The organism is Streptomyces griseomycini, from assembly GCF_014203535.1.
In the GTDB taxonomy this organism is placed as follows: Bacteria; Actinomycetota; Actinomycetes; order Streptomycetales; family Streptomycetaceae; genus Streptomyces; species Streptomyces griseomycini.
This window is the reverse complement of the sequence record NZ_JACHJI010000011.1, coordinates 57,430-82,631: the sequence shown is the minus strand read 5'-3', so window position 1 is coordinate 82,631 and position 25,202 is coordinate 57,430. Positions and strand designations below refer to the sequence as shown.

Annotated in this window: 22 protein-coding genes and 2 pseudogenes; 15 read left to right on the top strand and 9 right to left on the bottom strand. The window is 74.7% G+C overall.

Annotation, left to right across the window (positions count from 1 at the left end; all coding sequences use genetic code 11):
- Positions 1-4: 4 nt before the first annotated feature.
- From FHS37_RS27950 to FHS37_RS27925, 6 genes are all read left to right on the top strand, one after another.
- Complete coding sequence (locus FHS37_RS27950; protein WP_184826205.1) at positions 5-1,210, top strand: AAA family ATPase; 1,206 nt, start codon at positions 5-7, stop codon at positions 1,208-1,210.
- Between the two features lie 28 nt (positions 1,211-1,238).
- A complete protein-coding gene (locus tag FHS37_RS27945; protein WP_184826202.1) occupies positions 1,239-2,033 on the top strand; it encodes a hypothetical protein in 795 nt (264 codons plus the stop codon).
- A 3-nt stretch (positions 2,034-2,036) separates the two neighbouring features.
- Positions 2,037-2,309: a hypothetical protein gene (locus FHS37_RS27940; RefSeq protein WP_184826200.1), complete on the top strand. Its 273-nt coding sequence runs from the start codon at positions 2,037-2,039 to the stop codon at positions 2,307-2,309.
- The gene (locus tag FHS37_RS27935; RefSeq protein WP_184826199.1) at positions 2,306-2,980 is read left to right on the top strand and encodes a soluble NSF attachment family protein; all 675 of its coding nucleotides are present in this window, start codon (positions 2,306-2,308) and stop codon (positions 2,978-2,980) included. Before FHS37_RS27940 ends, FHS37_RS27935 begins: the two co-directional genes overlap by 4 nt.
- Before the next feature lie 208 nt (positions 2,981-3,188).
- Complete coding sequence (locus FHS37_RS27930; protein WP_184826197.1) at positions 3,189-4,799, top strand: DUF8588 domain-containing protein; 1,611 nt, start codon at positions 3,189-3,191, stop codon at positions 4,797-4,799.
- Complete coding sequence (locus tag FHS37_RS27925; RefSeq protein ID WP_184826195.1) at positions 4,796-7,975, top strand: WD40 repeat domain-containing protein; 3,180 nt, start codon at positions 4,796-4,798, stop codon at positions 7,973-7,975. The genes FHS37_RS27930 and FHS37_RS27925 overlap by 4 nt, the downstream gene beginning before the upstream one ends.
- Before the next feature lie 21 nt (positions 7,976-7,996).
- Here FHS37_RS27925 and FHS37_RS27920 read toward each other — a convergent pair whose 3' ends face one another.
- The 5 genes from FHS37_RS27920 to FHS37_RS27900 form a co-directional block, all read right to left on the bottom strand.
- Entirely contained in the window at positions 7,997-8,206 is a 210-nt protein-coding gene (locus tag FHS37_RS27920) for a radical SAM-modified peptide, FtsH ternary system-associated (protein ID WP_184826193.1), read from the bottom strand.
- A 4-nt stretch (positions 8,207-8,210) separates the two neighbouring features.
- Entirely contained in the window at positions 8,211-9,218 is a 1,008-nt protein-coding gene (locus tag FHS37_RS27915) for a radical SAM protein (protein WP_184826191.1), read from the bottom strand.
- A 43-nt stretch (positions 9,219-9,261) separates the two neighbouring features.
- Positions 9,262-10,530 carry a hypothetical protein gene (locus FHS37_RS27910; protein WP_184826189.1) on the bottom strand — a complete coding sequence of 423 codons (1,269 nt, stop codon included), beginning with the start codon at positions 10,528-10,530 and terminating at the stop codon, positions 9,262-9,264.
- A gap of 50 nt (positions 10,531-10,580) precedes the next feature.
- Positions 10,581-11,405 (bottom strand): hypothetical protein, encoded by an 825-nt coding sequence (locus FHS37_RS27905; protein WP_184826187.1) that lies wholly within the window; start codon positions 11,403-11,405, stop codon positions 10,581-10,583.
- Positions 11,406-11,589: 184 nt separating this feature from the next.
- The gene (locus FHS37_RS27900) at positions 11,590-12,423 is read right to left on the bottom strand and encodes an SDR family oxidoreductase (RefSeq protein WP_184826185.1); all 834 of its coding nucleotides are present in this window, start codon (positions 12,421-12,423) and stop codon (positions 11,590-11,592) included.
- A gap of 169 nt (positions 12,424-12,592) precedes the next feature.
- Between FHS37_RS27900 and FHS37_RS27895 the strand changes: the two genes are divergently transcribed.
- Together FHS37_RS27895 and FHS37_RS27890 are read left to right on the top strand one after the other, a co-directional pair.
- Positions 12,593-12,835 (top strand): hypothetical protein, encoded by a 243-nt coding sequence (locus FHS37_RS27895; RefSeq protein WP_184826183.1) that lies wholly within the window; start codon positions 12,593-12,595, stop codon positions 12,833-12,835.
- Between the two features lie 250 nt (positions 12,836-13,085).
- Positions 13,086-13,430 (top strand): carboxylesterase family protein, encoded by a 345-nt coding sequence (locus FHS37_RS27890; protein WP_184826181.1) that lies wholly within the window; start codon positions 13,086-13,088, stop codon positions 13,428-13,430.
- Between the two features lie 49 nt (positions 13,431-13,479).
- Here the strand turns inward: FHS37_RS27890 and FHS37_RS27885 are convergent.
- Positions 13,480-14,961: pseudogene (locus tag FHS37_RS27885) on the bottom strand (alpha-amylase family glycosyl hydrolase); the annotation flags it as partial.
- On the opposite strand from FHS37_RS27885, the pseudogene FHS37_RS27880 reads away from it, so the two are divergent.
- A pseudogene (locus FHS37_RS27880) lies at positions 14,962-15,144 on the top strand (carbohydrate-binding module family 20 domain-containing protein); the annotation flags it as partial.
- A 648-nt stretch (positions 15,145-15,792) separates the two neighbouring features.
- Here the strand turns inward: FHS37_RS27880 and FHS37_RS27875 are convergent.
- On the bottom strand, positions 15,793-16,713 hold the full coding sequence (locus FHS37_RS27875; protein WP_184826179.1) for a carbohydrate kinase family protein: 921 nt from the start codon (positions 16,711-16,713) through the stop codon (positions 15,793-15,795).
- 360 nt (positions 16,714-17,073) lie between these two features.
- Between FHS37_RS27875 and FHS37_RS27870 the strand changes: the two genes are divergently transcribed.
- The gene (locus FHS37_RS27870; protein WP_311136971.1) at positions 17,074-17,439 is read left to right on the top strand and encodes an alpha-amylase inhibitor; all 366 of its coding nucleotides are present in this window, start codon (positions 17,074-17,076) and stop codon (positions 17,437-17,439) included.
- A gap of 251 nt (positions 17,440-17,690) precedes the next feature.
- Here FHS37_RS27870 and FHS37_RS27865 read toward each other — a convergent pair whose 3' ends face one another.
- Positions 17,691-18,176 carry a carboxymuconolactone decarboxylase family protein gene (locus FHS37_RS27865; RefSeq protein ID WP_184826177.1) on the bottom strand — a complete coding sequence of 162 codons (486 nt, stop codon included), beginning with the start codon at positions 18,174-18,176 and terminating at the stop codon, positions 17,691-17,693.
- Positions 18,177-18,348: 172 nt separating this feature from the next.
- Here FHS37_RS27865 and FHS37_RS27860 point away from each other — a divergent pair, with 172 nt between their 5' ends.
- Entirely contained in the window at positions 18,349-19,290 is a 942-nt protein-coding gene (locus FHS37_RS27860; RefSeq protein WP_184826175.1) for an RNA polymerase sigma-70 factor, read from the top strand.
- 132 nt (positions 19,291-19,422) lie between these two features.
- Here FHS37_RS27860 and FHS37_RS27855 read toward each other — a convergent pair whose 3' ends face one another.
- Positions 19,423-20,370: a methionyl-tRNA formyltransferase gene (locus FHS37_RS27855; protein ID WP_184826173.1), complete on the bottom strand. Its 948-nt coding sequence runs from the start codon at positions 20,368-20,370 to the stop codon at positions 19,423-19,425.
- A gap of 263 nt (positions 20,371-20,633) precedes the next feature.
- On the opposite strand from FHS37_RS27855, the gene FHS37_RS27850 reads away from it, so the two are divergent.
- The 4 genes from FHS37_RS27850 (at position 20,634) to FHS37_RS27835 (ending at position 25,108) form a co-directional block, all read left to right on the top strand.
- A complete protein-coding gene (locus FHS37_RS27850; RefSeq protein ID WP_184826171.1) occupies positions 20,634-21,989 on the top strand; it encodes a lysine N(6)-hydroxylase/L-ornithine N(5)-oxygenase family protein in 1,356 nt (451 codons plus the stop codon).
- Between the two features lie 83 nt (positions 21,990-22,072).
- Positions 22,073-23,146: a FecCD family ABC transporter permease gene (locus FHS37_RS27845; protein WP_229890220.1), complete on the top strand. Its 1,074-nt coding sequence runs from the start codon at positions 22,073-22,075 to the stop codon at positions 23,144-23,146.
- Positions 23,143-24,228, top strand: a complete 1,086-nt coding sequence (locus tag FHS37_RS27840) for a FecCD family ABC transporter permease (protein ID WP_184826169.1) — start codon at positions 23,143-23,145, stop codon at positions 24,226-24,228. Before FHS37_RS27845 ends, FHS37_RS27840 begins: the two co-directional genes overlap by 4 nt.
- 40 nt (positions 24,229-24,268) lie before the next feature.
- Positions 24,269-25,108: an ABC transporter ATP-binding protein gene (locus FHS37_RS27835; protein ID WP_184826167.1), complete on the top strand. Its 840-nt coding sequence runs from the start codon at positions 24,269-24,271 to the stop codon at positions 25,106-25,108.
- The last annotated feature ends 94 nt before the right edge of the window (positions 25,109-25,202 follow it).

Here is a 25,202-nt window from a genome sequence, read left to right as displayed (position 1 = left end):
CGCCGTGAGCTGGGGCCAGGACACCGTCGACACCATCAGGGACCTGGAGTACGTGCGGCGGCGGCTCGGCGACGAGTTCGTCGGCCGGGAGCGCGCGGTGCGGCTGCTGCAGCTCGCCGTGGTCTGCCGGGAGCACGCGCTGCTGCTCGGCCCCACCGGAACCGCCAAGAGCGAGCTGATCTCGGCGCTGGCCCGGTACGTCGAGGCCCGCCACTTCAGCTACCTGCTCACCCGGTTCACCGAGCCGTCGGAGATCTTCGGGGCGCTGGACTTCGAGCGGTTCCGGCAGGGCACCTACCAGGTGCGCACCGAGGGGATGCTGCCGACGGCCGAGATCGTCTTCCTGGACGAGGTGTTCCAGGGCAGCAGCGCCATCCTCAACACCCTGCTGACCCTGCTCAACGAACGCCGCTACCACAACGGCGCCCGGGCCGAGAACGCCCCGCTGATCAGCCTGCTGGGCGCGACCAACGAGATACCCGACGATCCGGGCCTGACCGCGTTCTCCGACCGGTTCCTGATCCGGCTGCAGGTGGAGCCGGTGGGCGGCACCGACCTGGAGCGGCTGCTGCAGGTGGGCTGGGGGCACGAGAGCCGCCGGATCGCGTCCGCGGTGCAGTCGGCCGAGCAGGCACGCGGCACGGGCACGGCCGCGCGGACCGGCGCGGACCGCGCCGCGGGCACGGTGACCGTCGAACGGCTGGGCCGGCTCTCCCTGCGCCTGAAGGACGTCGACCTGGATCCGGTCCTCGGCGAACACCGCGCTCTGGTGCGCCAGTTGCTGATCCAGGGGGTCCGGCTCTCCGACCGCCGGCTGGTGCGCAGCCTGAAACTGGTCGCCGCGGCCGCACTGCTGCGCGAGTCGCGCATCGCCCGGCCGGTGGACCTGTGGCCGCTGGCCCACATCTGGACCGACCCGGCCGACCGCACCACGGTGGAGGAGGCCGTGCAGGCCGTGGTGGAGAAGCACGGCGGGGAGCCGTCCCGGCGGCACCGCTCCGACCACGAAATACTGCTCGACGCCCGGGAGATCAGCGCACCGCTGACCGCCGAGCGGCGGCCCAGCGAATGGAGCGTCATCGAAGGGCTCCACAGACTCGGCGACCTCTCACGGGAGCTGAGGGAGCATCCGCCGGTGAACACCCAGACCGAGGCAGAGCTGTCTCGTATCATCGCCGAAGTGAACGCACTGCTCGACCAGTTCGAGTGAGGGCGGGAACACACCAGGGGGTACCCCAATGTGCAATCCTCGACGGGTCCGCGTCCGGGCCTCCAGCCGGCTCACCCGCATGTGGCAGGAGGAGCTCAGCCGGACGGGCCGGGCCAGCGCCGAGGTGGCCGGCGAGGCCACCCTGCGGCAGGAGTTCGGCACCCTGCTCGGTGCCGCGGCCCGCCGGGCCTTCGAGACCGCCCTCGGCGCCGACACCCGGTGGACCTGGCAGGACGGCGCCTACCGGCTCGAGACGGACGGCGGCACGGTGGTCTACCACCTCGACACCGGCGAGATCGAGCTGACCGCCCGGCTGAGCGACGTGGTGACCGCCGAGGCCGAGGTGACCCGCACCCTGGAGGGCACGGTCCGGGTGGAGGCCACCGCCGAGCGCACCGCGAAGTACTACGACGACAGCTGGGCCGGCCTGAGCCGGTCGGTGGCCGAGCGCACCGCCCGCCTCGAGGCGCAGGAACGCGCCGACCGCGACGCCGCGCGGCAGGCCGCACGCGAGGAGGAGCGGGCCCGGCTGGCCGGGCAGCGCAGCCTGGCGAGCCAGCGGGACGAGATCGACGCCGAAGCGCGCGCGGAGGCCGAACGCAGGGCCGCCGAGGACGCGGAGCGGCGCCGGGAGGAGCTCGAACGGGACGCCGAGGTCCGGCTGAGGGAGGCGCGGACCGACTTCCTGCGCCCGGTGCACGAGGTGCTGGCCGTGGCCTACCGCGACGCCATCGTGGAGTACGCGCGCACGCACGGCGCGCAGGACCTCCGGGTCGACGAGACGGACGGGACGCTCAACATCCAGTTCGAGATGGAGGCCTGAGCGATGCGGGTCAGGGTCGAGTTCCGGTACAACGCCGAGACCGGCGAGGTCGAGCTGTTCCGGGTGGACGACATCGGCGGCACCACGCGGATCCAGGACCACGACGCCACCCACGACGAGATCGCCCATGCGATCGGCCGGGTGCTGGACCGCAGACCCGGCGTGGAGGAGATCGTCCCCGACCGGGAGCGGGAGCCGCGGCCCCGTCCCCTGCCGGTGCAGGCCGAACCGGCCGTCCAGGAGCAACCCCGAGAGCCGAGGCGCGCCCACGAATGAGGAGACCGCCCGACCTCCTGGTGCGCGCCGCCCACTGCTACGAGCAGACGGGCGACCACGCCCAGGCCGCCCGCTGCCACGAGGAGGCGGGTCACCCGCTGAAGGCGGCCGAACTGTGGGAGCACGCGGGGGACCCGGTGCGTGCCGCCGACTGCTGGCTGCGCGCCCGCCGGCCGAGCCGGGCCGCCGAGTGCCTGCTGTCCGCGCGGCGCTACGAGGCGGCCGCCGAGTGCTTCGAGCAGGGCGGCGACCTGCTGAGCGCCGGGTGGACCCTGGTCACCCGCACCCGGTCGTTCGCCACCGCCGAACAGCTGTTCGCGGCCGCGCCGGCCCGGACCGCGGGCGAACGGCTGCGGCGCCTGCTGGGCCGGCAGCTGGCCGCGGCCCGCGCGTACGGCGAGAGCGGCGCGCTGCTGGGCACCCTGGCGGGCGTGCCGGAGCGCATCGGTTCGCTCACCCCGGCCCGGGAGCGGGCCGAGGTCGAGCTGTGGGCGGTCACGGCGGCGGACCACATCCGCCGCCCGGACCTCGGCGCCCTGGTCTTCGCCGCCTCCTACCGGGCCGCGGTCCCCGGCTGCGCCGACCGCTGGCAGCACTGGGCGGCCCGGGTCCTGGGCGACACCACCGGTGTGCCGGCGGGGCCCGCGCCGCCGGCCCCGGCGCAGACGTAGGCGCCCGGCACCACCAGATCCGTTCACCGGGGGATCCATGAGCACTCCATGGCGGCGCAAGAAGCGGACGTTCCCGTCCGTGTTCCCGGCCCGGCCACCGCTTCCGCCCATGCCCGCGGAGCCACCGTCCGCGGAGCCACCGTCCGCGGAGCCACCGTCCGCGGAACCACCACCCCCGGACCCGCGGCCCCGTTTCACGGTGTTCCCCGTGGCCCGGAAGGTCCCCGACGCGCGGCCCGTGGCTCCGGACGCCCCGCCGGACGAACCCCCGCCGGACGAACCCGGCGGACCGGACGTGCCGTCCGGCTGGTCGGCCGCGGTCCGCTTCCCGTCCGCCCGCGCCGCCCTGGGGCACATCGCGGCGACCGTGGAGCTGGGCCCGCGCGGACTGCGCAGGCCCCCTCACGACCGCTCGGTGTGGGCGCTGCTCACCCCGGAGCACCGACCGGGGCTGCCGCTGGCGGCCGGCTACGGCGGTCTGGTGCTCGAGGCGGACGCCGACGGCCGGCTGTGGTCCGGCGGACCGCCGGGACACGACGGGCCGCCGGGGCACACCGGGCCCGGGGAACACGCCAGACCCGGGGAACACGCCCCGCAGGCCGTCGACCGCCTCGACACCGTCGCCGGATGGGACGCGGTGTCCCTCGCGGAGCTGGCCGCGCACAGCCCGGTGGCCGATCCGCCGCCCGGCCTCCGGGAGGTCGCCGTGCTCGCGCCGGGCGCGCTGGCCCGCTGGCTGCTGCGCCGCTGCCTGGCCACGGGCGTGGCCACCACCTTCACCCCCGTCGAACGGCTCGGCGCGGACGGCGGGGGAGACCCCGGCTGGCTGCTGCTCCGGCTGCGCGCCGCGGACGGCGCCGTGCCCGCCGGCCTGGTGGAGGCGTGCGGCCGGCTGCCGGGCACCGTCGCCTGCCGCGCGGCGGACACGGACTGCCGGCTGCTGGTCGATCTGCGGCTGCGCCTCCCCCTGGACGAGACGGTGCTGCTGGACGAGGTCCCGGCCGGGCGGCACCTCGTCGTGGAACGCGCCGCGTCCGGCCCGCCGTGGCAGTGGCGGCCGCTGGGCGAACCGGCCGCGGGCGAACTCCTCGACGCGCGCCCGGTGCTGGGCACCGCCGCACCCGTCCGCACGCCGGTGCCCGTGCCCGCCCTGGGGCCCCCGCTGCCGGTCCGCCTGGTGACCAGCGCGCGTGCGCCCCACCGGGTGGACGCCGTCCTGGTCGCGGACGGCGAACTCGACGCGCTGCGCCGGTTCCTGCGCAGCAGACCACTGCACGAGACCGCCGTGGTGGCCTTCGGACCGGGCCGCCACCTGGTGACCGAACCGCCCGGCCTGCTGCAGTCCCTGCCCTTCGGCACACCCGTCCACCAGGCCGGCCCCGGCGCCCTCTACGTGGAGAGCGGCTGCGTCCTCCACCCGCCGCTGCCGGACACCGCGCGCGACGAGGTGCTCGGCCTCGGCACGGACGTGATCACGGTGCTCTGCCGGGACGGCGCCTGGCGGCTGCGCCTGCGGGACGTACGCCCCGCCTGGCACCTGTGGGTGCCCGAGGCGCCCGCCTTCGCGACCGGTCTGTCACGGCCCGCGCGGGAGCTGCTGGAGCGGCTGGCCACCCTGGTGCCCGAACCGGAGCCCGCCACACCGGCCGCGGCGCCCACCCCGGAGGCCGAACGGCGGCGGCTGAACCGGGAGGCCATGGAGCACTCCCTGCGCGGCGAGTACCGCAAGGCCGCCGAACTGCTGGAACAGGCGGGCCACTTCCAGCGCGCCGCCCAGATGTACGAGCGGGCCGCGGCCGAACTGGGTGAGGGGCCGTGAGCACACCGCCGGCCGGCGCCTGGAACGCCCAGCAGATCCTCACCGTGCCCGCCGGGGACGCCCGCTGCCTGTGCCTGTCGCCGGACGGCACGGGACTGGTCGTGGCGCACGGCGACGAGGCGGTGCGGTACGACGACGAGGGACGCGTCGTGTGGCGCCTGCCCCGGCCCGGTTCCCCGCCCGGCCCCGTGCGCGGGGCGGAGCCGCACGCGGGCACCGACGCGGCGGTGTGGAGCCCCGAGGGCGACCGGCTGTTCCTGCTGGACGCGGGGCGCCTGCTCCTCGTCGACGCCGACACCGGGGAGGCCCTGGAACTGCCCGACCGGCTGCACGCCGAGGGCGAGGTCACGGCCGTGGCCCTGTCTCCCGACGCCCGGCGGCTGGCGGCCGGGCTGAGGTCGGGCGACGTGCTGCTGCTGCACCGCGGCGACGGCTCGGTGACCCGGTTGCGCGGCGTGGACCCGGTGGCGGAGGTGTGCTGGATCCCCGGTCCGCAGGACACCCTGTGCGTGGCCACGGCGACCTCCGCGCAGTTGTGGGAGCCGCACGGCGGCACCATGACGGGCACGCTCGGCGGGCCCTTCCGCGGGCTGCGCCGGGTGGCCTGCTCCCCGGAGGGGCGGGCGATCGCCGTCGAGGACCACGACAGCCTGCGGCTGCTGGACCCGGGCTCCGGCCGGGAGCTGCTGCGCGAGTCCGTGCTGCACCACACGAACGCGCTGACGTTCAGCCACGACGGCTCCCTGCTGATCGCCGGTTCCGCGCTGGAGGGACTGCGCATCCTCGGCCCGCGCCTGGACCCCCTGGGGCGGCTGCCGGGCCGGGTGACCGGCCCCGGCGAGCTGAGCCTGTCGGCCAGCGGGCTGTTCGCCGCCCGGCTCGACGCGGACACGGTGGCGGTGTGGGAGCCGCCCGGCGCGGTGCCGCGCGCGCACCGGCGCCGGGACCCCGCCGCCGTGCGCCGCTGGGCCAACGCGATGGGCGTCACCGTCGGCAAGGTCCACACCCGCACGGGGGAGCGGCCCCCGGGGGTGCTGCGCGCGACGCGGCTGCCGGAGGCCGGAACGGGCTGCGTCGCACCCGTCTTCGCCTGGTCTCCCGACGGTTCCCGGCACTGGTGCGAGTCGGGTCCGGGCCGCCTCCTCGAGTACGCCGCCGACGCGGCGGAGCCGCTCGGCGGGACCTCCGTGCCGAGCTCTCCGCACGGCTGGTACGACGCGGCCTGCCTGACCGGCACCCACCCGGTCCTGGTGCTGGCGGCACACTGCCGGCAGGGCGTCAACCGGCTGGTGGACCCGCGCGACGGCGCCGTGCTCGGCGAACGCGCGGCGGGACAGGCGCTCGCCGCCGACCCGGTGCGCCCGCTGCGCTGGGCGGCGCCCGAACCCGGTGCGGACCCCGGCCGACTGCTCGTGCACGACCTGGAGCAGGACGGCGGGACGCCGCAGCGGCTGCCCGTGGAGCACGGTGTGCGCCGGCCCGGCTGGTCCCCGGACGGCCGTCTGCTCGCGGCCGGGGCCCGCGGCCGCGTGATCGTCTGGGGCGCCGGCCCCGCCGGCCGGTGGCAGCGCGTGAGGGTGCTGGACTGGCCCGACCCACGGGCCATGGTGTGCCGGGTGGCCTGGTCCCCGGACGGCAGCCGGCTGGCCGCGACGCCGGGCAGCGCCGGGGGCCCGGTCGTGGTCTGGGACACCGGCACCTGGCAGCGGCGGCGGGTGTTCGGCCAGGCCGGCGGCCGGGACTGGGCGCCGGCGCTGTCCTGGTGCGCCGACTCCCGGCTGCTGGCCTTCGTCTCCGCCGACCAGGACTTCGCGGCGGAGGTCTGGGACACGGAGGAACCGCGCAGGATCCGGGTGCTGCTGCCGCCGGACGGCGTGGGAGGGCACCTGTGGACGCTGCTCTGGTCGCCGGTCGGCGACCAGCTGGCGGCCACCTACAACTCGGGGGCCGCCGTCCTCTGGGAGCTGTTCACCGGTGGTCCCCGGGCCGTCGCGCCCTCGGCGCCGCCGAGCGGCCAGGAGGAACTGGCGCGACTCGGCGCGCTCGCGGCCGTCCACGGGTTCGGGGTGCCGCTGGACCTGCTGGCGGACGTACTGGCACTGCTGCGGGGCACCACCCCGCCGCGGCTGCGGGCGCTGGCCGACCACCGCGGCCTGCACGGGCTGCGCGAACTGGGCTGGTCGGGGCAGGCCCTGGCGGGACTGGTGCTGCTGCTGGTCGCGGACCTGCCCGCCGACCCGGCGTACCTGGCCCCGCCCGAGGTCACCCCCGGCGACCTCGCCCGGGCGCTGGGCCCGGTGCTGAGGGGTTCCTCGGTGCCCGCCCGGCGCTCCCCGCCGGTGCTCACCGAGCTGACCGCGGCGCTGGGCACGGTGGACGACCGGCTGCTGGCCCTGCTGCGCGTCCTCGGGCCCGAGGCGGTGGCCACCGATCCCACGCTCCCGGCCCGGATGCGCCGGCTGCGGCTGTCCCTCACCCCGCCCGGACCCGCGCAGCGCGCCCTGCTGGACCTCCGGCTGCTGGACGGCGACACCGGGCTCGCCACGGGCGGCGCGGGCGGCACCGGTCGCTCCGGGCTGGCCCGGCACGGCCCGGCCGACCGGCTGCTGCCCACCCAGCTCGCCCTGCCCACCGAACTGCTGCGGGCCCGGCACGCACGCGACGAGCTGCTGTACCGCACCAGCAGCGGCCGGCTGCCGCGCGATCCGCACGGCGTGGTGCTGGTGCTGGACGACACGCCCGCCACCCACGGCAAGGTCGGTTCCGTGCTGCGGCTGGCGGCCCACCTCATGGCCGTCACCGCGCTGCGGCTGGGGCGCCCGTGCGCCCTGGTGCCGCTGAGCGAGCCGTGGCGGTCGCAGATCCTGCTGGGCCCGGAGGACCTGGTCCGGGTGTGGGCCGCCGGTCCGCTGACGGCGGGGGACGTGCCGGCGGCCCTCCGGGAGGCCGAGGTGGTGGCCGGACGGCTCACCGCCGACATGGCGGGGCCGCCCCGGACGGTGCTGCTGTCGCACCCGTACCTGAGGTCCGCGCCGCGGCCGGGACTGCGCGAGCTGCGCGTGCACTACCCCCGGATCCCGTGGCGCGAGCCCGCCCGCCACCGCCACGTGCTCCCGCCGGACCCCTCGCCCCAGGAACTGCGGGCGGCCCTGAACGCGCTGCTGCTGGACGACTGACGGCGGCGGGGACGCCGCCGGTCAGCCGCAGAGCATCTGCTCGATCGCGTCGGGGCCCAGCGTCTCCAGCAGCCGCTCCAGGAGCTCCGGCCGGAAGGCGTCGCCGAGCACCTGGACCCCCTCGCCGTCGACCCGGATGCTGATGCGCACCAGGCGCCCCTCGGGGTGCCGGTCGTACTCCTCCGGCTGGATCAGGTCGGGGATGTGCTCGACCATGCGGTAGTCGGCCATCGTGTCACCAGCGTCCTTCCACTCGGGTGCCGCACCGCGGGCACCTGCCGTCTTCGAGGGAGTTTTGGCCGAGGGCCCAGACGTCCCGGTCCACCACGGTGGTCCGGCAGCCGGGGCACCGGGTGGCCCGCCCGTCCGCGCCCAGGGCGCGCTCCACGTACACGTGCCGCAGCCCCTCCTCGTGCCCGGTACGGACCCCGGCCTCGAGGGCCGCCACCGGGGTGGGCGCGTGCCCGGTGCGGCGGTGGGCGGGGGTGGCCCGGACCAGGTGCCAGGGGATCGCGCCGTCCAGCGCGGCCAGCGCCCGGGCGATCGGGCGCAGCGTGTCCGGTCCGGCCGTGAGCCCGGGGATCAGCGGGGTCGACACCTCGACCCAGACACCGCGCTCGCGCAGCCCGGTGAGGGCGTCGAGCACGGGCCCCGGCGGGGCGCCGGTGAGCTCGCGGTGGTCGCGCTCGTCGAGGGTCTTCACGTCGACGTTGACGGCGGCGACGTGGCGCGCCGCGAGGTCGACGGCCTCCGGGGTGAGGAAGCCGTTGCTCTTCCAGACCACCTCCACGCCGAGCGGACGGCCCGACTCGGCCAGGGCGGCGGTGAGCTCGACCGCCAGCGAGGGCTCGGTGTAGGAGATCGCCACGCACCCCGAGCGCGCGGCGGCCTCCCGGACCACGTCCTCGGCGTCCACCGGCTCGGCGTCCCAGGGGACGGAGTCCTCGCGGCCGTACTGGGACATGCGGTGGTTGATGCAGTAGTCGCAGGCGAAGGTGCAGCCGGGCGCGGCCAGGGTGAGGCAGGGCGCGCCCGGCCGGTAGTGGTACAGCGGTTTGCGCTCGACGCTGTCCCAGTGCCGCACGGACGACGCGAAGGTCGCGGTCTGCAGACCGTCCCCGGAGCGGCGGCGCACCCCGCACAGTCCCGTCTCGCCGTCCTTCAGCGAGCAGCGGAAGGGGCACAGCACGCACTGCACCCGTCCGTGCCGGTGCCGGTGGAGGACCGCCGGCGTCCACCGCATGCCCATGTGCCGTCCCCCGTCCGGTCGGTGTGCCTTCGTCAGGTTAGTCCCCGAACCGGTCGGCCCACGGCGGAATCACGTCGTCCGGACCGGTCGCGGCGTCGAGCGCGGCCAGCACGGCGCCGCCCGCCGCCGTGTGCGCGCGACGGCGCGCGGCCTCGGCCGCCGCGTCCGGCGGGCCCGCGGCGCGGGAACCGGCGGAACGCAGGCGCAGCACCTCGGCCACGGCCCGTTCCCCGGCCCCCTGCCGGTCGTAGGCGGCCGGATCGCGCTGGAAGGCCAGGGCGGCCGCGGCCACCACCCCGGTCGCCGAGGAGCACCGGGACGGGCCCCCGGCCAGCAGCCGCCGCGCCCCCTCGGCCGCGTCCGCGGCACCGGGCGGGCGGGCCGGGGCGAGCAGCCCGGCCAGCGACTCCCCGTGCAGCCCGGACCAGCCCCCCTCCAGCAGCGCGGCGGCCACGGCCCCGGTCTCGTGGTCGGCGTCGGGGTCCTCCCGCGCGGCCGGGTGCCCGGCCGCGCGGGAGGCGGCACCGGCCAGCCGGACCCGGACCGCGGGCGGCGGGTGGGGACCGTCGAAGTCCCGTTCGTCCGCTTCCCGTTCGGCGTCGAGCAGCTCCGCGAGCACGGCCGCGTAGGCGGGTCCGCACAGCACGGCGGCGCACACGTCGGCGAACGCCTCGCCCGCCCAGCGCTCCCAGTGGACGGCGCGGTCCGGGGGCAGGCCGGCCGCCGCGACCCGCCGGCGGATCTCGTCGCCGAGGCCGCAGTCGTCGTCGACGTGGTGCGCGGTCTCGTGCGCCACCGTCAGCAGGGCGGGCAGATGGGAACCGAAGTACCAGGGCACGTCGACGACCGGGAACGGCAGCCGCGCGGCGGCCTCCCGGCCCTCACGGGTGTGGACGCCGCCGCGCGGCAGCAGGTCGTGGTAGGCGCTGCCCCGGCGGTGGGCGCGCGGCGAGGCGGCCCGGCCGAAGCCGGTCAGCGGGGGTTCCTTGGGCCGGGAACCGGGCAGGTCCGGGACCCGGTGGTAGCACTCCCAGGCGAGTTCGTCGGCGACGTCCAGGTACCGGCGGTAGCTCCGGACGCGGCGCAGCATCAGCCGGCTCCGGTAGAAGCCCCAGACGTGGTACAGGTCCAGGACCCGCCCGGGAACGTCGTCACCGCGCCCGTCCGCGAGCCGCGCCCGGGCGTCGGCCACCCCGACGCCCAGCAGCGCGAGCACCGCGTCCACCTGACTGCGGTGCTTCTCCAGCGGTCCGCCCGCGCGGCTGACCTCCTCCCACCGGCGCAGCTCCTCCTCCAGCCCGTCCACGGCGCGCCGACGGGCCGCGGCGCGCCGGTCGGCGAGCGGCGCCGGGGTGGTCAGGACGCGTCCCCGGCCGGCTCGGGCTCCGCGAGGGGCTGCGGCGGGGACTCGAGCACGGCCGACGGGTCGTCGCCGGCCTGCTCCAGCAGCACGGGCGGCACCGGCTCGTCGCCGAAGCCGCGTCCGGGCTGCACGGGCCCGAACTCCTCGCGCACCCCGCCGAGCCAGGTGCCGCGCAGCCGTACGACCCGGAAGAGCGGGGTGACCGCCTCGCCGATCCACTGGAAGCCCAGGTGCCGGCCGCCCGCGACCTGCGCGGCGCCCGCCAGGTCGAGGAGTTGCAGCGGTCCGGGACCCACGGAGGCGGCCAGCCGCAGCTCGGCCGCCGCGTCCGTCCCGGCGGCCACCAGCACGGCGGCCGCGTCGGCCCGGACCACCTCGGTCACGGCGAGCAGACCGGCGTCCCAGCGGCCCTGCCAGTAGCGGCGGACGAGCGCGGCGGCGAGGGCACGGGTGTCGGTCACCCCGCTCCCGGTCATGCCCCGGTACGCCACCAGGGCGGAACGCCGCTTGGCGAACCGCACCAGCGCCCCGGCGTCCGCCTCCGCGAGCGCGGAGAAGAGGGGGTCCGTGGCGCCGGACGCCTTGAAGCGGACGTCGATCCCGCCGCCGGCGTCGTGCACGAACACGCCGCGGGCCTCGGGCGCCGTCTCCTCGTACCCGATCCGCCGGTCGGCGAGCGTCCCGGCCGCGCGGACGGATCCCCCGGAGTCGTGCAGGACGTCTCCCACGGCGACCTGCTGGAGCAGGGGCCAGGCCAGCCACCAGTCGCCCCACGCCTCGCGCATGGCGTCCCGGTACACGGCGAACGCTCGGACCACGCCGTCCAGCTCCTTCCCTGCCCCTCCCGGACCGTCTGCGCGCAGGCTAGCAGCGCGGTCACCGGGACGCGCCCGAACTTCCCTGTTCCGCCCGGAAGGTTGAACGTGGACGCCGGACCCGCGGGGACGGGCGCAGTCCGAAGTCCTGAGTCCACCCCGCCGCTGAGCGGTCCCGCCGGGGCCGTCAGCGGAACGCGGTGACGTTCTCCGCGGCCCACTGTCGGAAGGGCCTGGCCGGGGAGCCGGTGACACGCGGGACCGTGTCGTGCACCGTGAGCAGTTCGTCGTTGACGTCCCCGCCCATCAGGTCGAGCACCGCGTGCGCGGTCCGGTCCCCCAGGAAGGGGGCCATCTGCCGGTGCGCCTCCTCCCGGCCGATCTCCTCGACGGACACCTCGTGCCCCAGGGCCGCCCCGATCGCCCGGGCCTGCTGCCGGGGCGTGATGCGTTCCGGTCCGGTCAGCGCGTACGTCCGCCCGCGGTGGCCCGGCTCGGTCAGCGCCGCCCGGGCCACCGCCGCGATGTCGGCGGGGTGGACGGTGGGAAGCCCGGTGTCCGCGTAGGGCACCCGGATCGACCGGTGCTCCCGGATCGACGCCGCCCACCACAGGGCGTTCGACGCGAACTGCGTCGGACGCAGGATCGTCCAGCCCGTCCCGCTGTCCTGGAGCAGCCGCTCGACGGCCAGGTTCTCGACGGCGGCGGGCAGGTGCGGGTGGGTCCGCACCGTGATGGAGGACACGAGCACCACGTGCTCCACACCCGCCCGCCGGGCGGCCGTGAGCACGTCCGCGTCCGCGCCCATGCCCGGCACGAGGAACAGGGAGCGCACCCCGTCCAGCGCCGGCTCCAGCGAGGCGGGCCGGGCGAGGTCGCCCTCGACGGCTTCGACCCCGTCGGGGAACGAGGCCCGGGCGGCGTCACGGGTCAGACCCCGCACCGGTACCGCGCTGGACGGGAGCAACTGCCGCAGCAGAGCGCTTCCGGTGTTTCCGGTCGCACCGGTCACGAGGATCATCGTCTTCTCCTGCCGCCGAATGGTGATCACGCCGGTGCCGCACGCTAGAACCTCGAGCGAAGTCGAGGTCAAGCCGTGGCCACGGCACCGCGCCCCGGGCCTGCTCGGCGACGGGCCTGCGTCGTCGGCCCGGTGACGGACCGACTGCGCATTCGACCATGCTGGTGTCATGACTCGACGCGACCCGAAGGCCGAAGTGCGGCAGCTCCTCCACGAACTCTGCGTCGACCTCGGCTTCTGCCTCCCGCCGCAGGAACAGCAGCACCTGCAGGAGGCGCCGCCCACCGACGCGGACGGCTTCACCGACGCCGTCTTCGAGGCGGAAGGGATGGACCCCGGCCTGCACGAGCACCTACGGAGGCAGGTCCGGGAAAGGGTCGATCGGCACATGCGCGGGTGGGGCGGCTCCTGAAGCGCAGACGGACCGGATGGCGAGCCCGGTGAACGTCGGCTCCGCCACTCGGCCGAAGCGGCGGGGGACGCGGACGAAGTGCGGGCCTGCCGGGTGAGGCCGGCGCGTTCGCGGAAGGGGCGGACGAGTTCGCCGTAGGCGCTCCACGCCGCCGGGCGCTCCTTGTCCGGCCCGCGCCGGCCGGTGGTGTCGCACTCCCGCTGGGGCGTCATGCCCGTCGCGCCCCCGTTCCTCCGCGCAGTGTTCCGCCGTGAGCGGCAACGACCGAGCCGCCGTTCCGGCCACGCGCACGGCCCGTGCACGCCGGCCGCCAACGGGATCCACCCACGCGGCGGACACCGCCTACCTGTTCGAGGACGAGGCGGCCGAGCCGTCGTTCACCCCGGCACAGCGCCGCCTGTCGGCCGTGATGACCGGGTACTGGGCCGCGTTCGCCCGCACCGGCGCGCCCCGCGGCACCGGTCTGCCCGCCTGGCCGCCCCACCGTCCGGGCCCCGTCGGCCGGCCGTACACGCAGTCACTGGCGCCCCAGCGCATCGGGCCCGTCGACTACCGCCGCGAACACGACCTCGACTTCTGGGACCGCATGCCCTGACACGGCCGGTCGGATTTTGGGACCGCCGGGGCCGGGGACTCCCGTCGGCCTACTTCAGGTAGGGACCGTCGGTTCCGATCTTCCCGGGGCCGTTCAGGACGTAGACCCGCAGGTTGCCCTTGCCGGGCGCGGCCACGGTGAGCCTGCCGCCGGTGACGGTCCGGGTGTCGCCGGTGACCGCGTCGGTGCAGGTGCCGTCGGGGACGCCCGTGTAGGTGGCGCCGCCCGAGACGGTGACGAGGGCGAAGCTGTCCGTGCCGCCCGCCGTGTAGCGCCGCTTGAAGGCCATGCCGCCGGTGATGCCCTCCGTGGAGTACTGGCCCGTCTGCAGGGCCGGAACCGCCCGGCGGATCTGGTTCAGCCGCTGCACGTGCTTGACCAGCGGTTGCTCCAGCGTCGCGGCGACGGCGCCGGTGGCCGAGTCGACCTCGGAGAAGCGGGAGGCCCGCACGTCGCCGGCGATGTGGTCGCCGTAGTAGGCGCGGCCGGTCGCGGCGAGGGGGCAGGTGGGGCCGCAGTCGATCTTCTCGCCCTTCCGGAACTCGACCTCCGAGCCGTAGTAGAGGGTGGGGATGCCGCGGAAGGTCCACATCAGCGACATGTTCTCGGCCCGGGCGTCGGTGCCGCCGGTGTAGCGCTCATTGCTCTTGTCGGGCCCGTAGCCGTGGCTGTCGACGTAGACGACGTGGTAGATGGCGTCGTGGTAACTGTCGTCGGAGTCCCTGCCGTTGTGGAAGGCGTTGCTCGCGTCGCCGAAGTTCGTGTGCATCCGCATGTCGATGACGTGCATGCCGGAGGCGCGGCTGTGGTCGGGGGTGTGGTACGTGTTGCCCTCCAGGAAGGCGTTGGTGGACGTGGGCTGGTTCGACGTGCCCTGCTGCTGCTCGTAGTCGTACATCTCGAGGGCGGCCCGCGCGTCGTCGGCGCTGTACTCCTTCCGCTCCTTCCACGTGAAGAACTGGGCGGAGTGGTTGACCGAACCGCGGTTCCACTTGTCGTTGACGAAGGCGGCGACCTCGCCGAAGACGAAGAAGTTCTTCGCGGCCCCGGCGCCGTGCCGCTGGGCGACGCGTTCCTGGATCGCGGGCAGGAAGCGGCGGTTCCAGGTGGTGCGCGGGATGTGGACGGCCGTGTCGACGCGGAAGCCGTCGACGCCCATGTCGATGTACTCGTCGTACGCGCCGATCAGGTAGTTCTGCACCTGCGCGTTCTCGGTGTCGAAGTCGGCGAGGTCCTCGTGCAGCCAGCAGGAACGGGAGTCCTCGCCCTCCCAGTTGCCGATCCAGCACTGGTGGTAGTACGCCTTGGGGAACATGCCGGACGTCGGGCTGGGCCACTGGCAGTTGTAGAGGGTGTGGCCCTCGGGGCTCCTGGCGCCGGTGGGCCTGCCCCAGTCGACGCAGGTGTTGCCGGTCGGTTCGGCCGTGGACCACAGGTCGCCGTTGTAGTACGACTTGCCGCTCCTCGGCTCGACGGTCAGGCCGTCGTACGCGAAGCCGGGCTGCTTCTCGTCGTAGTACCAGCTCCACCGGAGCTCGACCCGGCCGCCTACCCGGTGTGGAAGCTGGACGTGGAACTCCCCGAGGGGACGTCCTTCGAGTACAAGTACATCCGCAAGGACCAGTCGGGGAACGTGACCTGGGAGAGCGGCGCCAGCCGCACCGCGACCGTCACCTCCACCGGGACCACCCTCGACGACACCTGGCGCGGCTGACCCCTCCCGCCCCGCGCCCCCCGGCCGGACCGTGCGCTCCGTGCGGACGGGACCCGGGCGTCCCTCCGGCCCCGGTGCGGCGAGCCCGCCCCCGGGAAGGCCGCGACCGCGGACCGGCGTGCGGTGGTTCCCCCACGGGGACGTCAGGACCTGGGGCGAGGGGTTCTTGGCCATGGTGCTGGTCCGGCGCATCCGCCGCGGGGTCTCCGGACGGCACGCCGAGGCCAGGGCGAGCAGTTCGTCGTGCCGGGCGGCCTGCGCGGGCATCTCCCGGTACAGGGAGTTGCCCGCCGCGTCGAGGTGCGGCCCCCGCAGATCACGCAGGAGGAGGAGGCCCGGTCCGGGCCGGTGGACGACCGCCTCGGCCGCCTCCTCCCCGAGCGTCGACCGCACCCCCGCGGGGGCGCCGCCGGAAGGGTCGCCGAGGTTCACGCCGCGGGCGCGGCCGGTGTCGGCCGGGCGCCGGACGTGCGTGCGGGGACCACCGGGCGAGGTCGGTGGCGACGTGGCGGACCCCGTGTTCCGCGCGGTGGCGTTCCGCCGCCGTCGTCGACTGCCCGGCCGGGTGCCTCTCGCCGTGGTGGAGGGCGCGCAGGACGAGGACGACGCCGTTCACCGCGACTCCTCCTTCCGCCCGCGCCGCGTCCCTCATCCGGCCCGGACGGCGCGGGCGCAGGCCGCGCGCAGGCCGGGCAGGTCGATGAACTCGGTGTGGGTGCCGGCGGCACCGCAGGCGAAGGCACCGGAGACGGAACCGGCCAGCACGCAGTCCTCGAGCGGCCTCCCCTCCAGCAGGGCGTGCAGGAAGGCGGTGACGAACGCGTCGCCCGCGCCGTTGGTGTCGACGACCGGACGCTCCGGCCGCACCGCGGGGAAGTGCCGTGTCCGCTCCTCGCCCCGCACCAGCACGTGGCAGCCCGCCGCGCCGTCGGTGGCCACCACCGACCGGGCCCGGCCCTCGTCGACGATCCGGTGCAGCACCTCGTCGAGCCGGCCCTGCAGCGCCGCCGCGCTGAGGAACACGTGGTCGGAGGAGAGGGCGTAGGTGAGGTGGTGGGGGTCGACGCCGTCCCAGTCGTGCAGGTCGGTGGAGCTGGTCACCCCGAGCCGGTGGACGTCCTCGTACAGGTCGCGGTTGTGCCCCACGATGGAGAGGTGGACGTGGCGCGCCCGCTCCAGGTGGGGCAGGTAGAAGGCGCGGGGCAGCCGGAGGTCCGCGGGGTGCCGGGAGTCGTAGAAGGAGAAGCGGCGGCCCCGCGCGTCGACCAGGTTGACGCCGCGCGGGGTGCCGTGCGGGGACACCAGGTGGCTGAAGTCCAGTCCCCGCTCGGCGTACGCGGCGAGCACCGCGTGACCCTGCGGGTCGTCCCCCAGGAAGTCGATGAACTTGGTGGCGAGCCCGAGCGCGTGGCAGCCGAGCGCCACACCGTTCCCGGTGTGCGCGACGTAGTCGTACACGGGCGGGACGTGCAGGGAGTCGCCCGGCGGTACCTCCAGCTCCTCGACGCGGACGACGGTGTCCACTCCGGCGCCGCCGACCACCAGGACGTCGTGGGGGGACAGGCTCATGGGTCGTTTCCTTCCGTCGCCGGCCGGGTCGGCACGTCGGTTCCCGACTGTCCGCACTGTCCGCCGAGACTCTCACGGTGTACGGCCCCGCCGCGGCACGCCGCGGTCGCCTCCCCGGCGGCAGCGGTCTTTTCCGGTCGATCCGCGGGGCCCGCCGACCCCGCCCGTCCGCGGCTTCGCCGGAGCGTCGGAGCGGCGCCGTCGGGTGCCGCAACTGCGGATTCACGCTTCGTACAGTGTTCAAGAGTTGTTGCAATGTCTTGCTGAGAATTGCGAAAACATGGCGCAATCCGGCTTCCGGGTGCCGACGGCCCGCCCAACCCGAGCTCGTCCGTCCACAAGTCGAAGAGAAGCGGTCCAGTGCGTCAGGCAATGCGTCCGTTCATCACGATGGCGGCAGCCGCGCTGCCGGTCCTGACCGGTAACGCGGCGGCACACGCGGTGCCGTCCGAGGCGGCGGTGCGGTCCTCCGGGAGCGCTCCGGCCTGCGTGGAGGTCGGCCCGGGCTGGCGCTACACGTTCGTCACCAACGACTGCGCCGAGACCCACACGCCGACCGTCGCCTACAGCGACGGCCGGGACGTCCCGTGCCGTGTCGCCCGCCCCGGCGACCACCTCACCTTCCCCGGCTACGGCACCCGGGGCGACCGGGTCCTCGGCGCCGTACTGTGCTCCGGCGCCCCTTCCTCCCGCGGGCCGGGTGCCACGGGTGCCTCCCCGGGGTGAGGAGGGGGACGCCGCCCGCCCGGCGGCAGGACGCGGGCGGACTCCCGGTGCCGACCCGGCCGGCGGTGCCCGTCACGCACGCGGACGGGACCCCGGTGTCCCCGGGCGGATCCCGGTCGGGCACCGCTCCCCGAGGTCGGTGAGCCACCGGGGCGGGCCGGGACAGCGGGGCGGAGCCCCGGTCGGCACCCGCCGCGCGCCGGCCCCGGAAGGCCGGCATCGGCGCACGGCGGGCCGGACCCGTCCGCCGCTCAGCCGAGCGCGGCGGCGAACGTGCCGGGCTCGTAGGAGCCTCCCTTCTGGTGCACGATCACGGCGAGCCGGTTGGCCGCGTTGATCATGGCGACCAGGGAGACCAGCGCGGCGATCTGGTCGTCGTCGTAGTGCCTGCGCACCTGGGCCCAGGTCTCGTCGGACACGCCCTGGTGGGCGTCGGCGAGCCGGGTGCCCTCCTCGGCGAGCGCCAGCGCGGCCCGCTCGGCCTCGGTGAACACCGTGGACTCGCGCCAGGCGGCGACCAGATGGAGCCGGACCGCGGTCTCACCGGCGGCCGCGGCCTCCTTGACGTGCATGTCGACGCAGTGACCGCAGCCGTTGATCTGGCTGGCGCGCAGCGACACCAGTTCCTGGGTGGACCTCGGCAGCGGCGACTGGTGGATCACCAGGGCGGCGCCGGCGAACCGCTTGGCGAACGTGGCGGCGATCCTGTTGCCGAACAGGTCGAATCGGGTGTCCATGACGTCGTCCTCACTCGTTGCGGGCACGGAACGAACACGAGACGCCGGCGCCGTGCTCCGTGTGACGCCGCGGTGGTGTGACGTGCGCCACCGTCCCCGGACGTCACAGAACCGCGGGGGCCGGCGTCTTGTGCGCGTGGCACCGTCGGGAGCGGACAGACAGGAGCAGTCGGTGAAGAGCGAGCACAGTGAGCACCCACGGGACACGGCCGTGCGGTCCGCCGGCGGCGGACGCACGGACCCCGCCACCGAGGCGTTCGTCGCCCATCGCAACCTGCTGTTCACCGTCGCCTACGAGATGCTCGGCTCGGCCGCCGACGCGGAGGACGTCCTGCAGGAGACCTGGCTGCGGTGGGCGGGCGTCGACCTCGGCACGGTGCGCGACCGGCGTGCGTACCTGGTCCGGATCACCACCCGCCAGGCACTGGGCCGGCTGCGCGCGCTCGGCCGCCGCAAGGAGTCCTACGTCGGCTCCTGGCTGCCCGAGCCGCTGCTCACCTCGCCCGACGTGGCCGAGGACGTCGAGCTGGCCGACAGCGTCTCGATGGCGATGCTGCTGGTGCTGGAGACGCTCACGCCGACCGAGCGGGCGGTGTTCGTGCTGCGCGAGGTGTTCGACCTCGGGTACGACGAGATCGCCGGGGCCGTCGACAGGAGTCCGGCCGCGGTCCGCCAGATCGCGCACCGGGCACGGGCCCACGTCGCGGCGCGCCGGCCGCGCGGGGTCGTCTCCCCGGCCGAGACCCGGGACGCGTTCGAGGCGTTCCGGCGGGCGGTCGAAACGGGCGACCTGCAGGGCCTGCTCGACGTCCTCGCACCGGACGTCGTCCTCGTGGGCGACGGCGGCGGAGTCAGGCAGGCCGTCCCGCGGCCCGTCGTGGGGGCCGGCAAGGTGGCCCGCCTGCTGGTCGCCGGGCTGGGCAGGACCACCGCGGAGACGTCACTGCGGCCGGCGGAGGTCAACGGTCACCCGGCGCTGGTCTTCCGGCTCGACGGGGCGCTGGACACCGTCGTGGCGGTACGCGTCGACGACGGGCTCGTCACCGGGCTCTACGCCGTGCGCAATCCCGGGAAACTGTCGCACATGCAGCGGGAGACCGTCCTGTGCCGCTGATCCGGGGTTCCCCGGGAACGGCCCCGGGGGCCTGCCGGCGGCCGTCACGCCGTACTCACGGGGGTGGCCGCGTCGCCCGCCTCCACCGTGATCACCGTCGTCGGCCTCCGGGGCCGTGCCGGGGCCGGTGCGTCAGGGGTGGTTGGTCAGGTAGCCGCCCATGGAGGTGAAGTACTCGGTCGCCGGCAGCTCCCGGCCGTCGTCGGTCCGTACCCGCCTGACGGCCAGGCCGTGGTTGCGGCCGGTGCGGGCGTCGGCTCCGGCGACGATCACCACGCCCTCTCCCTCGCGGTAGAAGACACGGCCGGGCGTGCCGCCGTACCGCCCCTCGGAGACGACCGCGGCCAGGACCTCCAGCCGCCTGCCCTTGTGGAAGGTGAAGGCGCTGGGGTACGGCTCGGACTGGGCGCGGACCAGGCGCTCCAGGTCCTGCGCCGGCCACGTCCAGTCGATGCGGCTGTCCTCGACGGACCGCTTGTGGAAGAAGCTCGCCCGCGACCGGTCCTGCCGGGTGAACTCCGTCCGTCCGGAGGCGATGAGGCCGAGCGCGCCGATGGTGACCGGGGCGATGAGGTCGACGGTCCGGTGGAAGAGGTCGGTGGCGGTGTCCGCCGGGCCCACCGGCACCGCCTCCTGCAGCACGATGTCGCCGGCGTCGAGCTCGTCGTTCATCATGTGCGCGGTGACGCCCACTTCGGACTCGCCGTTGATCAGCGCCCAGATCAGCGGGGAGAAGCCGGCGTACTTCGGCAGCAGCGAGTCGTGCACGTTCAGCGTGCCGTGGCGGGGGAGGCCGAAGACGCGCGGGGGGATCCACGTACGCCAGTTGTTGGCCACGATGACGTCCGGGTCGGCCTCTTCGAGGCGCTGGAGCAGCTCGTCGTCGTCAGGGCGGTTGCGGATCAGGACCGGCACGCCGTGCTCCTCGGCGAGGTCGGCGACCGAGTCGCTCCAGATCTTCTCGTACGCGTGCTCGCTCCTGGGGTGCGTCACGACCAGGACCACGTCGTGCTCGGAGTCGAGGAGGGCTCGCAGGGTGCGGTGCCCCCAGGTCTGGTAGCCGAACATGACGACCCGCATGGGCTTCCTCCTCGAGGCAGGGAATGGCCCGGCCAGTAAAGCAAGGCTTACCTAAGTTTTCAACGGGGCGTATTCCGGGGCGTGTTGACGCTTCACGCGCTCCCGTCCGCCTGTTTTGTCTATGGACAGCCCCATGAGATGAACTTAGCCTTACCTAAGTTTTCGGGCCGTGGCTCTTCGGCGTGCCCACCGTCCGTACTTCCCCGATGCTCGACCAGCGGCCGTCCGCCCCCGCGGGCCGCCGTCCGCACGATGGGAGTGACATGGCACAGGCCCGTCCCGGCGACGCCCCTTTGATCCACGACCTCATTGGCATCGGCTTCGGGCCGTCCAACGTGGCCATGGCGATCGCGCTCAGCGAGCACAACGCGCGCGTCGGCCGACAGGAGGCGTTCACCGCTCGCTTCTTCGAGCAGCAGCCGCGGTTCGGCTGGCACCGCGGCATGCTCATCGACGACGCGACCATGCAGGTGTCCTTCCTCAAGGACCTGGTGACGCTGCGGAACCCGGCCAGCGAGTTCAGCTTCCTGTGCTACCTCAAGAGCAAGGGGCGGCTGATCGACTTCATCAACCACAAGAACCTCTTCCCGTTGCGGGTGGAGTTCCACGACTACTTCGAGTGGGCCGCCGGCAAGGTCGACGACATGGTCTCCTACGGCCACGAGGTCGTCGGCGTCATGCCCGTCGTGCGCGACGGCGCCGTGGAGCACCTGGACGTGACCGTCCGGTCGGGGGAGGGGCTCGCCGTCCACCGGGCCCGCAACCTCGTCATCGGCACCGGCCTGCGCCCCCTCATGCCGGAGGGCGTGCAGCGCACCGGCCGCCTCTGGCACAACTCCGAACTGCTGGCGAAGGTCGACGGGCTGGAGGGCACCTCTCCCTCGCGGTTCGTCGTCGTGGGCGCCGGCCAGAGCGCCGCCGAGAACGTCGCCTACCTCCACCGCCGCTTCCCGCGGGCCGAGATCTGCGCCGTCTTCTCCCGCTACGGCTACAGTCCCGCCGACGACAGCGGCTTCGCCAACCGGATCTTCGACCCCGCGGCCGTCGACGAGTTCTTCACCGCGCCGCGCAACGTCAAGCGCCGGCTGATGGACTACCACGGCAACACCAACTACTCCGTGGTGGACATCGACCTGATCGACGACCTGTACCGGCAGATGTACCAGGAGAAGGTCCTCGGCACCGAGCGCCTGCGCTTCCTCAACGTCTCCCGGCTCACCGGCGTCAGGGAGACGCCGGACAAGGTCGAGGCCACCGTCACCTCCCTCGTCACCGGTGAGGAGACGCTCCTGGACGCCGACGTCGTGGTCTTCGCCACCGGCTACAGCCCCGCCGACCCCGTCGGCCTGCTCGGCGAGGTCGCCGACCGCTGCCTGCGCGACGACGAGGGCCGCGTCCGCGTCGAGCGCGACTACCGCGTCGCGACGGACCCCGGCCTGCGCTGCGGCATCTACCTGCAGGGCGGCACGGAGCACACCCACGGCATCACGTCGTCGCTGCTGTCCAACACGGCCGTCAGGGTCGGCGAGATCCTGGACTCTCTCCTCGACCGGGGCCTGAAGTCCGCCTCCGACGAGGCCCGGACGGTCGCCGACGGAACCGGCAGCACCGCCCGGTAGTCCGCCCACCGGTCCAGCCGTCCGCCTCGCCACGCCCGCCCGGCGGATCCCGCCGGGCGGGCGTGGCGGCACCGATCAGAGGGATGACGTACGTCCACATGGGCACGACTGCAACTGAGCGCCCCGCGGCCACGGCCACGACCCAGGCCCGCAGGCGGCGGGTCGCGGGCCTGGGCACGCTCGTGGTGGTCCTCGTGGCGGCGGGGGCGGTGTCACTGGCCGTCGGCGCGCGCGCGTTGAGCCCCGCCGAGGTGTGGCACGGGCTGTTCGCGGCGCCGGACCCCGACCGACGGCTCACCGAGATCAGGCTGATCGTGCGGACGGTCCGGGTGCCCCGGACGGTGCTCGCGATCGTGGCGGGCGTCGCCCTGGGGGCCGGCGGCGCGCTGATCCAGGGGTACACGCGCAACCCGATCGCCGACACCGGCCTGCTGGGCGTGAACTCCGGCGCCTCGTTCGCCGTGGTGTCGGTGATCGCCGTGTTCGGGCTCTCCGACCCGTTCCAGTACATCTGGTTCGCCTTCCTGGGGGCGGGCGTCGCCGGTGCCGTCGTGTTCGGACTGGCGAGCATCGGCCGCGGCGCGGGCAATCCGCTGACGCTCGCCCTGGCCGGGCAAGGGGTCACGGTGTTCCTCGCGGCGATGACCACGGCGGTCGCGCTGTCGGACCAGAAGTCGCTGAACGCGCTGCGGTTCTGGAACGCGGGCTCCGTGGCCGGTGTCGGATTCGACGTCATCTGGCCGGTGACCGGGTTCGTCGCGGCCGGGCTGGTGCCGGCCCTCACCACCCTGCCCGCCGTCAACCTGCTCAACCTGGGCGACGACGTGGCGCGGGGGCTCGGGGTGAACATCGCGCTGAGCCGGACCGTCGGCATCGCCGCCGTCACCCTGCTGGCGGGCGCGGCGACGGCGGCGTGCGGCCCCATCGCGTTCCTCGGGCTCATGGTGGCCCACGTGGCCCGGTACCTGACCGGACCGGACTACCGCTGGCTGGTGCCGTACGCGGGCCTGCTCGGCGCCGTCGTCCTGCTGGTCTGCGACATCGTCGGCCGACTGGTGGTGCGGCCGGGCGAGTTGGACGCGGGCGTCCTCGTCGCCCTCCTCGGCGCCCCGTTCTTCGCGGGGCTGGTGTGGCGCGGAAAGTTCAAGAACGCATGAGCGGGGCGGACGCGAAGCCGGACGGGGCGGCGGGGCGGCCGTCGCTGGCGCCGGGCGTACGGCTCGGGCGCGTGTCGTTCGTGTGGCGGCCCTGGACCGTCCTCGTCACCGTGCTGCTGGCGACGGTGGCCTTCCTGCTGTTCTGCCTGTCCATCGGCGTCGGGGACTTCCCCATCGGCCTGTCCCGGGTGGCCGCCACGCTCCTGGGCCGGGGCGAGCCGGTCGACGAGTTCGTGATCATGGACCTGCGGATGCCGCGCGCACTGGCCGGCCTCGTCGTGGGCGTCGCGCTCGGGGTGTCCGGGGCGATCACGCAGTCCGTCGCGCGCAATCCGCTGGCCAGCCCGGACGTCCTGGGGATCACCGGCGGCGCCGGTGCGACCGCGGTGTTCCTGGTGACGGTGTCGGGCGGAACCGCCACGGCGATCGTCGACTCCGTCGGTCTGTCCGCCGCGGCGCTCGCGGGGGGTCTCGGCACGGGGCTGCTCGTCTACTTCCTGGCGTGGCGGCGCGGGATCGACGGTCTGAGGCTCGTCCTCATCGGCATCTCGGTGAGCGCCGTGACGGAGGCGATCACGGCCTGGCTGCTGGTCACGGCCGACATCAGGGACGTCGCCCAGGCCCAGGCGTGGCTGGTCGGCTCGCTGGACGACCGGTCGTGGGACGAGGTCCGGCCGGCGCTCCGGGGCACGCTCGTCCTCCTGGCCGTCGTGGCCGCCGTCGCCTTCCAGTTCAAGCCGATGCACCTCGGCGACGACGTCGCCGCGGGCCTGGGCGTCCGGTACTCGGCGGTGCGGGCGGTCCTCCTGCTGTGCGCGGTCCTGCTGGCCGGCCTGGCGGTCGGCGCGGCCGGCCCCGTTCCGTTCGTCGCGCTCGTGGCGCCCCAGGCGGCGATGCGCCTGGCGCGGTGCCCGACGCCGCCGATGGTGGCCTCCGGCGTGGTGGGCGCGCTGCTCCTCGTCGGCGCGGACCTGGTCGCACGGACGGCACTGCCCGTGAGCCTCCCGGTCGGCGTGGTCACCGCGGCGATCGGCGGGCCCTTCCTCGTCCACCTGCTGGTGCGGGCGAACCTGCGCGGATAAGTCGGTACAGAAGTCGGGAAGCACGAACGAGGAGGGCCTTGTGGTCACCCAGTCCGTCACCGGGATCGAGTCCGGGGCCGTCGCCCCCTCGCGGCTGGCCGCCAGGGGCGTCACGGTCGGGTACGGCACGCGGACCGTCATCGACGAACTCGACGCGGCGATACCACCAGGGGTGATCACCACGATCATCGGCCCCAACGGCTGCGGGAAGTCGACCCTGTTGCGCACCCTGTCGCGGCTGCTCAAACCCACCAAGGGGGCGGTCGTGCTGGACGGCGAGGACATCGGCAGGCTCCGGACCAGGGACGTGGCGAAGAAGCTCGGCCTGCTGCCGCAGGCACCGGTCGCGCCGGAGGGGCTGACGGTGGGCGACCTGGTCGCCAGGGGACGCCATCCGCACCAGAGCTGGCTGCGGCAGTGGTCGTCGGACGACGCCGCCGTCGTGGAGCGCGCGCTGGCCATGACCGGCGTGTCCGACCTGGCCGACCGCCCGGTCGACACGCTGTCCGGCGGACAGCGCCAGCGCGTCTGGATCTCGATGACCCTGGCTCAGGGAACCGACCTGCTGCTCCTCGACGAGCCGACCACCTACCTCGACCTGGCCCACGCGATCGACGTGCTCGACCTGGTGAACGACCTGCACGAGTCGGGCTGCACCGTCGTCATGGTGCTGCACGACCTCAACCTGGCCACGCGCTACAGCGACAACCTCATCGTGATGCGGGACGGGTCGATCCTCGCGCAGGGGCACCCGCGCGACGTCGTCACGGCCGACCTGCTGCACGAGGCGTTCGGACTGCGCGCCAAGGTGATCGACGACCCGGTGGGCGATCGGCCGCTCATCGTGCCGATCGGTCGCACGCATGTTCAACTCCCTTGATTCGGAAGGTAGTTATATAAGTTAGGCTAGGCTTGCCTTACCTTTGTGCGATACGGTTTGCCTGCCCTCGGACGGGGCGCAGACAGCGCGACAG

Excerpts from the sequence above, each read along its gene's own strand:
- FHS37_RS27945 (WP_184826202.1), top strand. The coding sequence starts at position 1,239 with ATGTGCAATCCTCGACGGGTCCGCGTCCGGGCCTCCAGCCGGCTCACC.
- FHS37_RS27940 (WP_184826200.1), top strand. The coding sequence starts at position 2,037 with ATGCGGGTCAGGGTCGAGTTCCGGTACAACGCCGAGACCGGCGAGGTC.
- FHS37_RS27935 (WP_184826199.1), top strand. The coding sequence starts at position 2,306 with ATGAGGAGACCGCCCGACCTCCTGGTGCGCGCCGCCCACTGCTACGAG.
- FHS37_RS27920 (WP_184826193.1), bottom strand. The coding sequence starts at position 8,206 with ATGGCCGACTACCGCATGGTCGAGCACATCCCCGACCTGATCCAGCCG.
- FHS37_RS27915 (WP_184826191.1), bottom strand. The coding sequence starts at position 9,218 with ATGCGGTGGACGCCGGCGGTCCTCCACCGGCACCGGCACGGACGGGTG.
- FHS37_RS27900 (WP_184826185.1), bottom strand. The coding sequence starts at position 12,423 with ATGATCCTCGTGACCGGTGCGACCGGAAACACCGGAAGCGCTCTGCTG.
- FHS37_RS27895 (WP_184826183.1), top strand. The coding sequence starts at position 12,593 with ATGACTCGACGCGACCCGAAGGCCGAAGTGCGGCAGCTCCTCCACGAA.
- FHS37_RS27875 (WP_184826179.1), bottom strand. The coding sequence starts at position 16,713 with ATGAGCCTGTCCCCCCACGACGTCCTGGTGGTCGGCGGCGCCGGAGTG.
- FHS37_RS27865 (WP_184826177.1), bottom strand. The coding sequence starts at position 18,176 with ATGGACACCCGATTCGACCTGTTCGGCAACAGGATCGCCGCCACGTTC.
- FHS37_RS27855 (WP_184826173.1), bottom strand. The coding sequence starts at position 20,370 with ATGCGGGTCGTCATGTTCGGCTACCAGACCTGGGGGCACCGCACCCTG.
- FHS37_RS27850 (WP_184826171.1), top strand. The coding sequence starts at position 20,634 with ATGGCACAGGCCCGTCCCGGCGACGCCCCTTTGATCCACGACCTCATT.
- FHS37_RS27845 (WP_229890220.1), top strand. The coding sequence starts at position 22,073 with ATGACGTACGTCCACATGGGCACGACTGCAACTGAGCGCCCCGCGGCC.
- FHS37_RS27840 (WP_184826169.1), top strand. The coding sequence starts at position 23,143 with ATGAGCGGGGCGGACGCGAAGCCGGACGGGGCGGCGGGGCGGCCGTCG.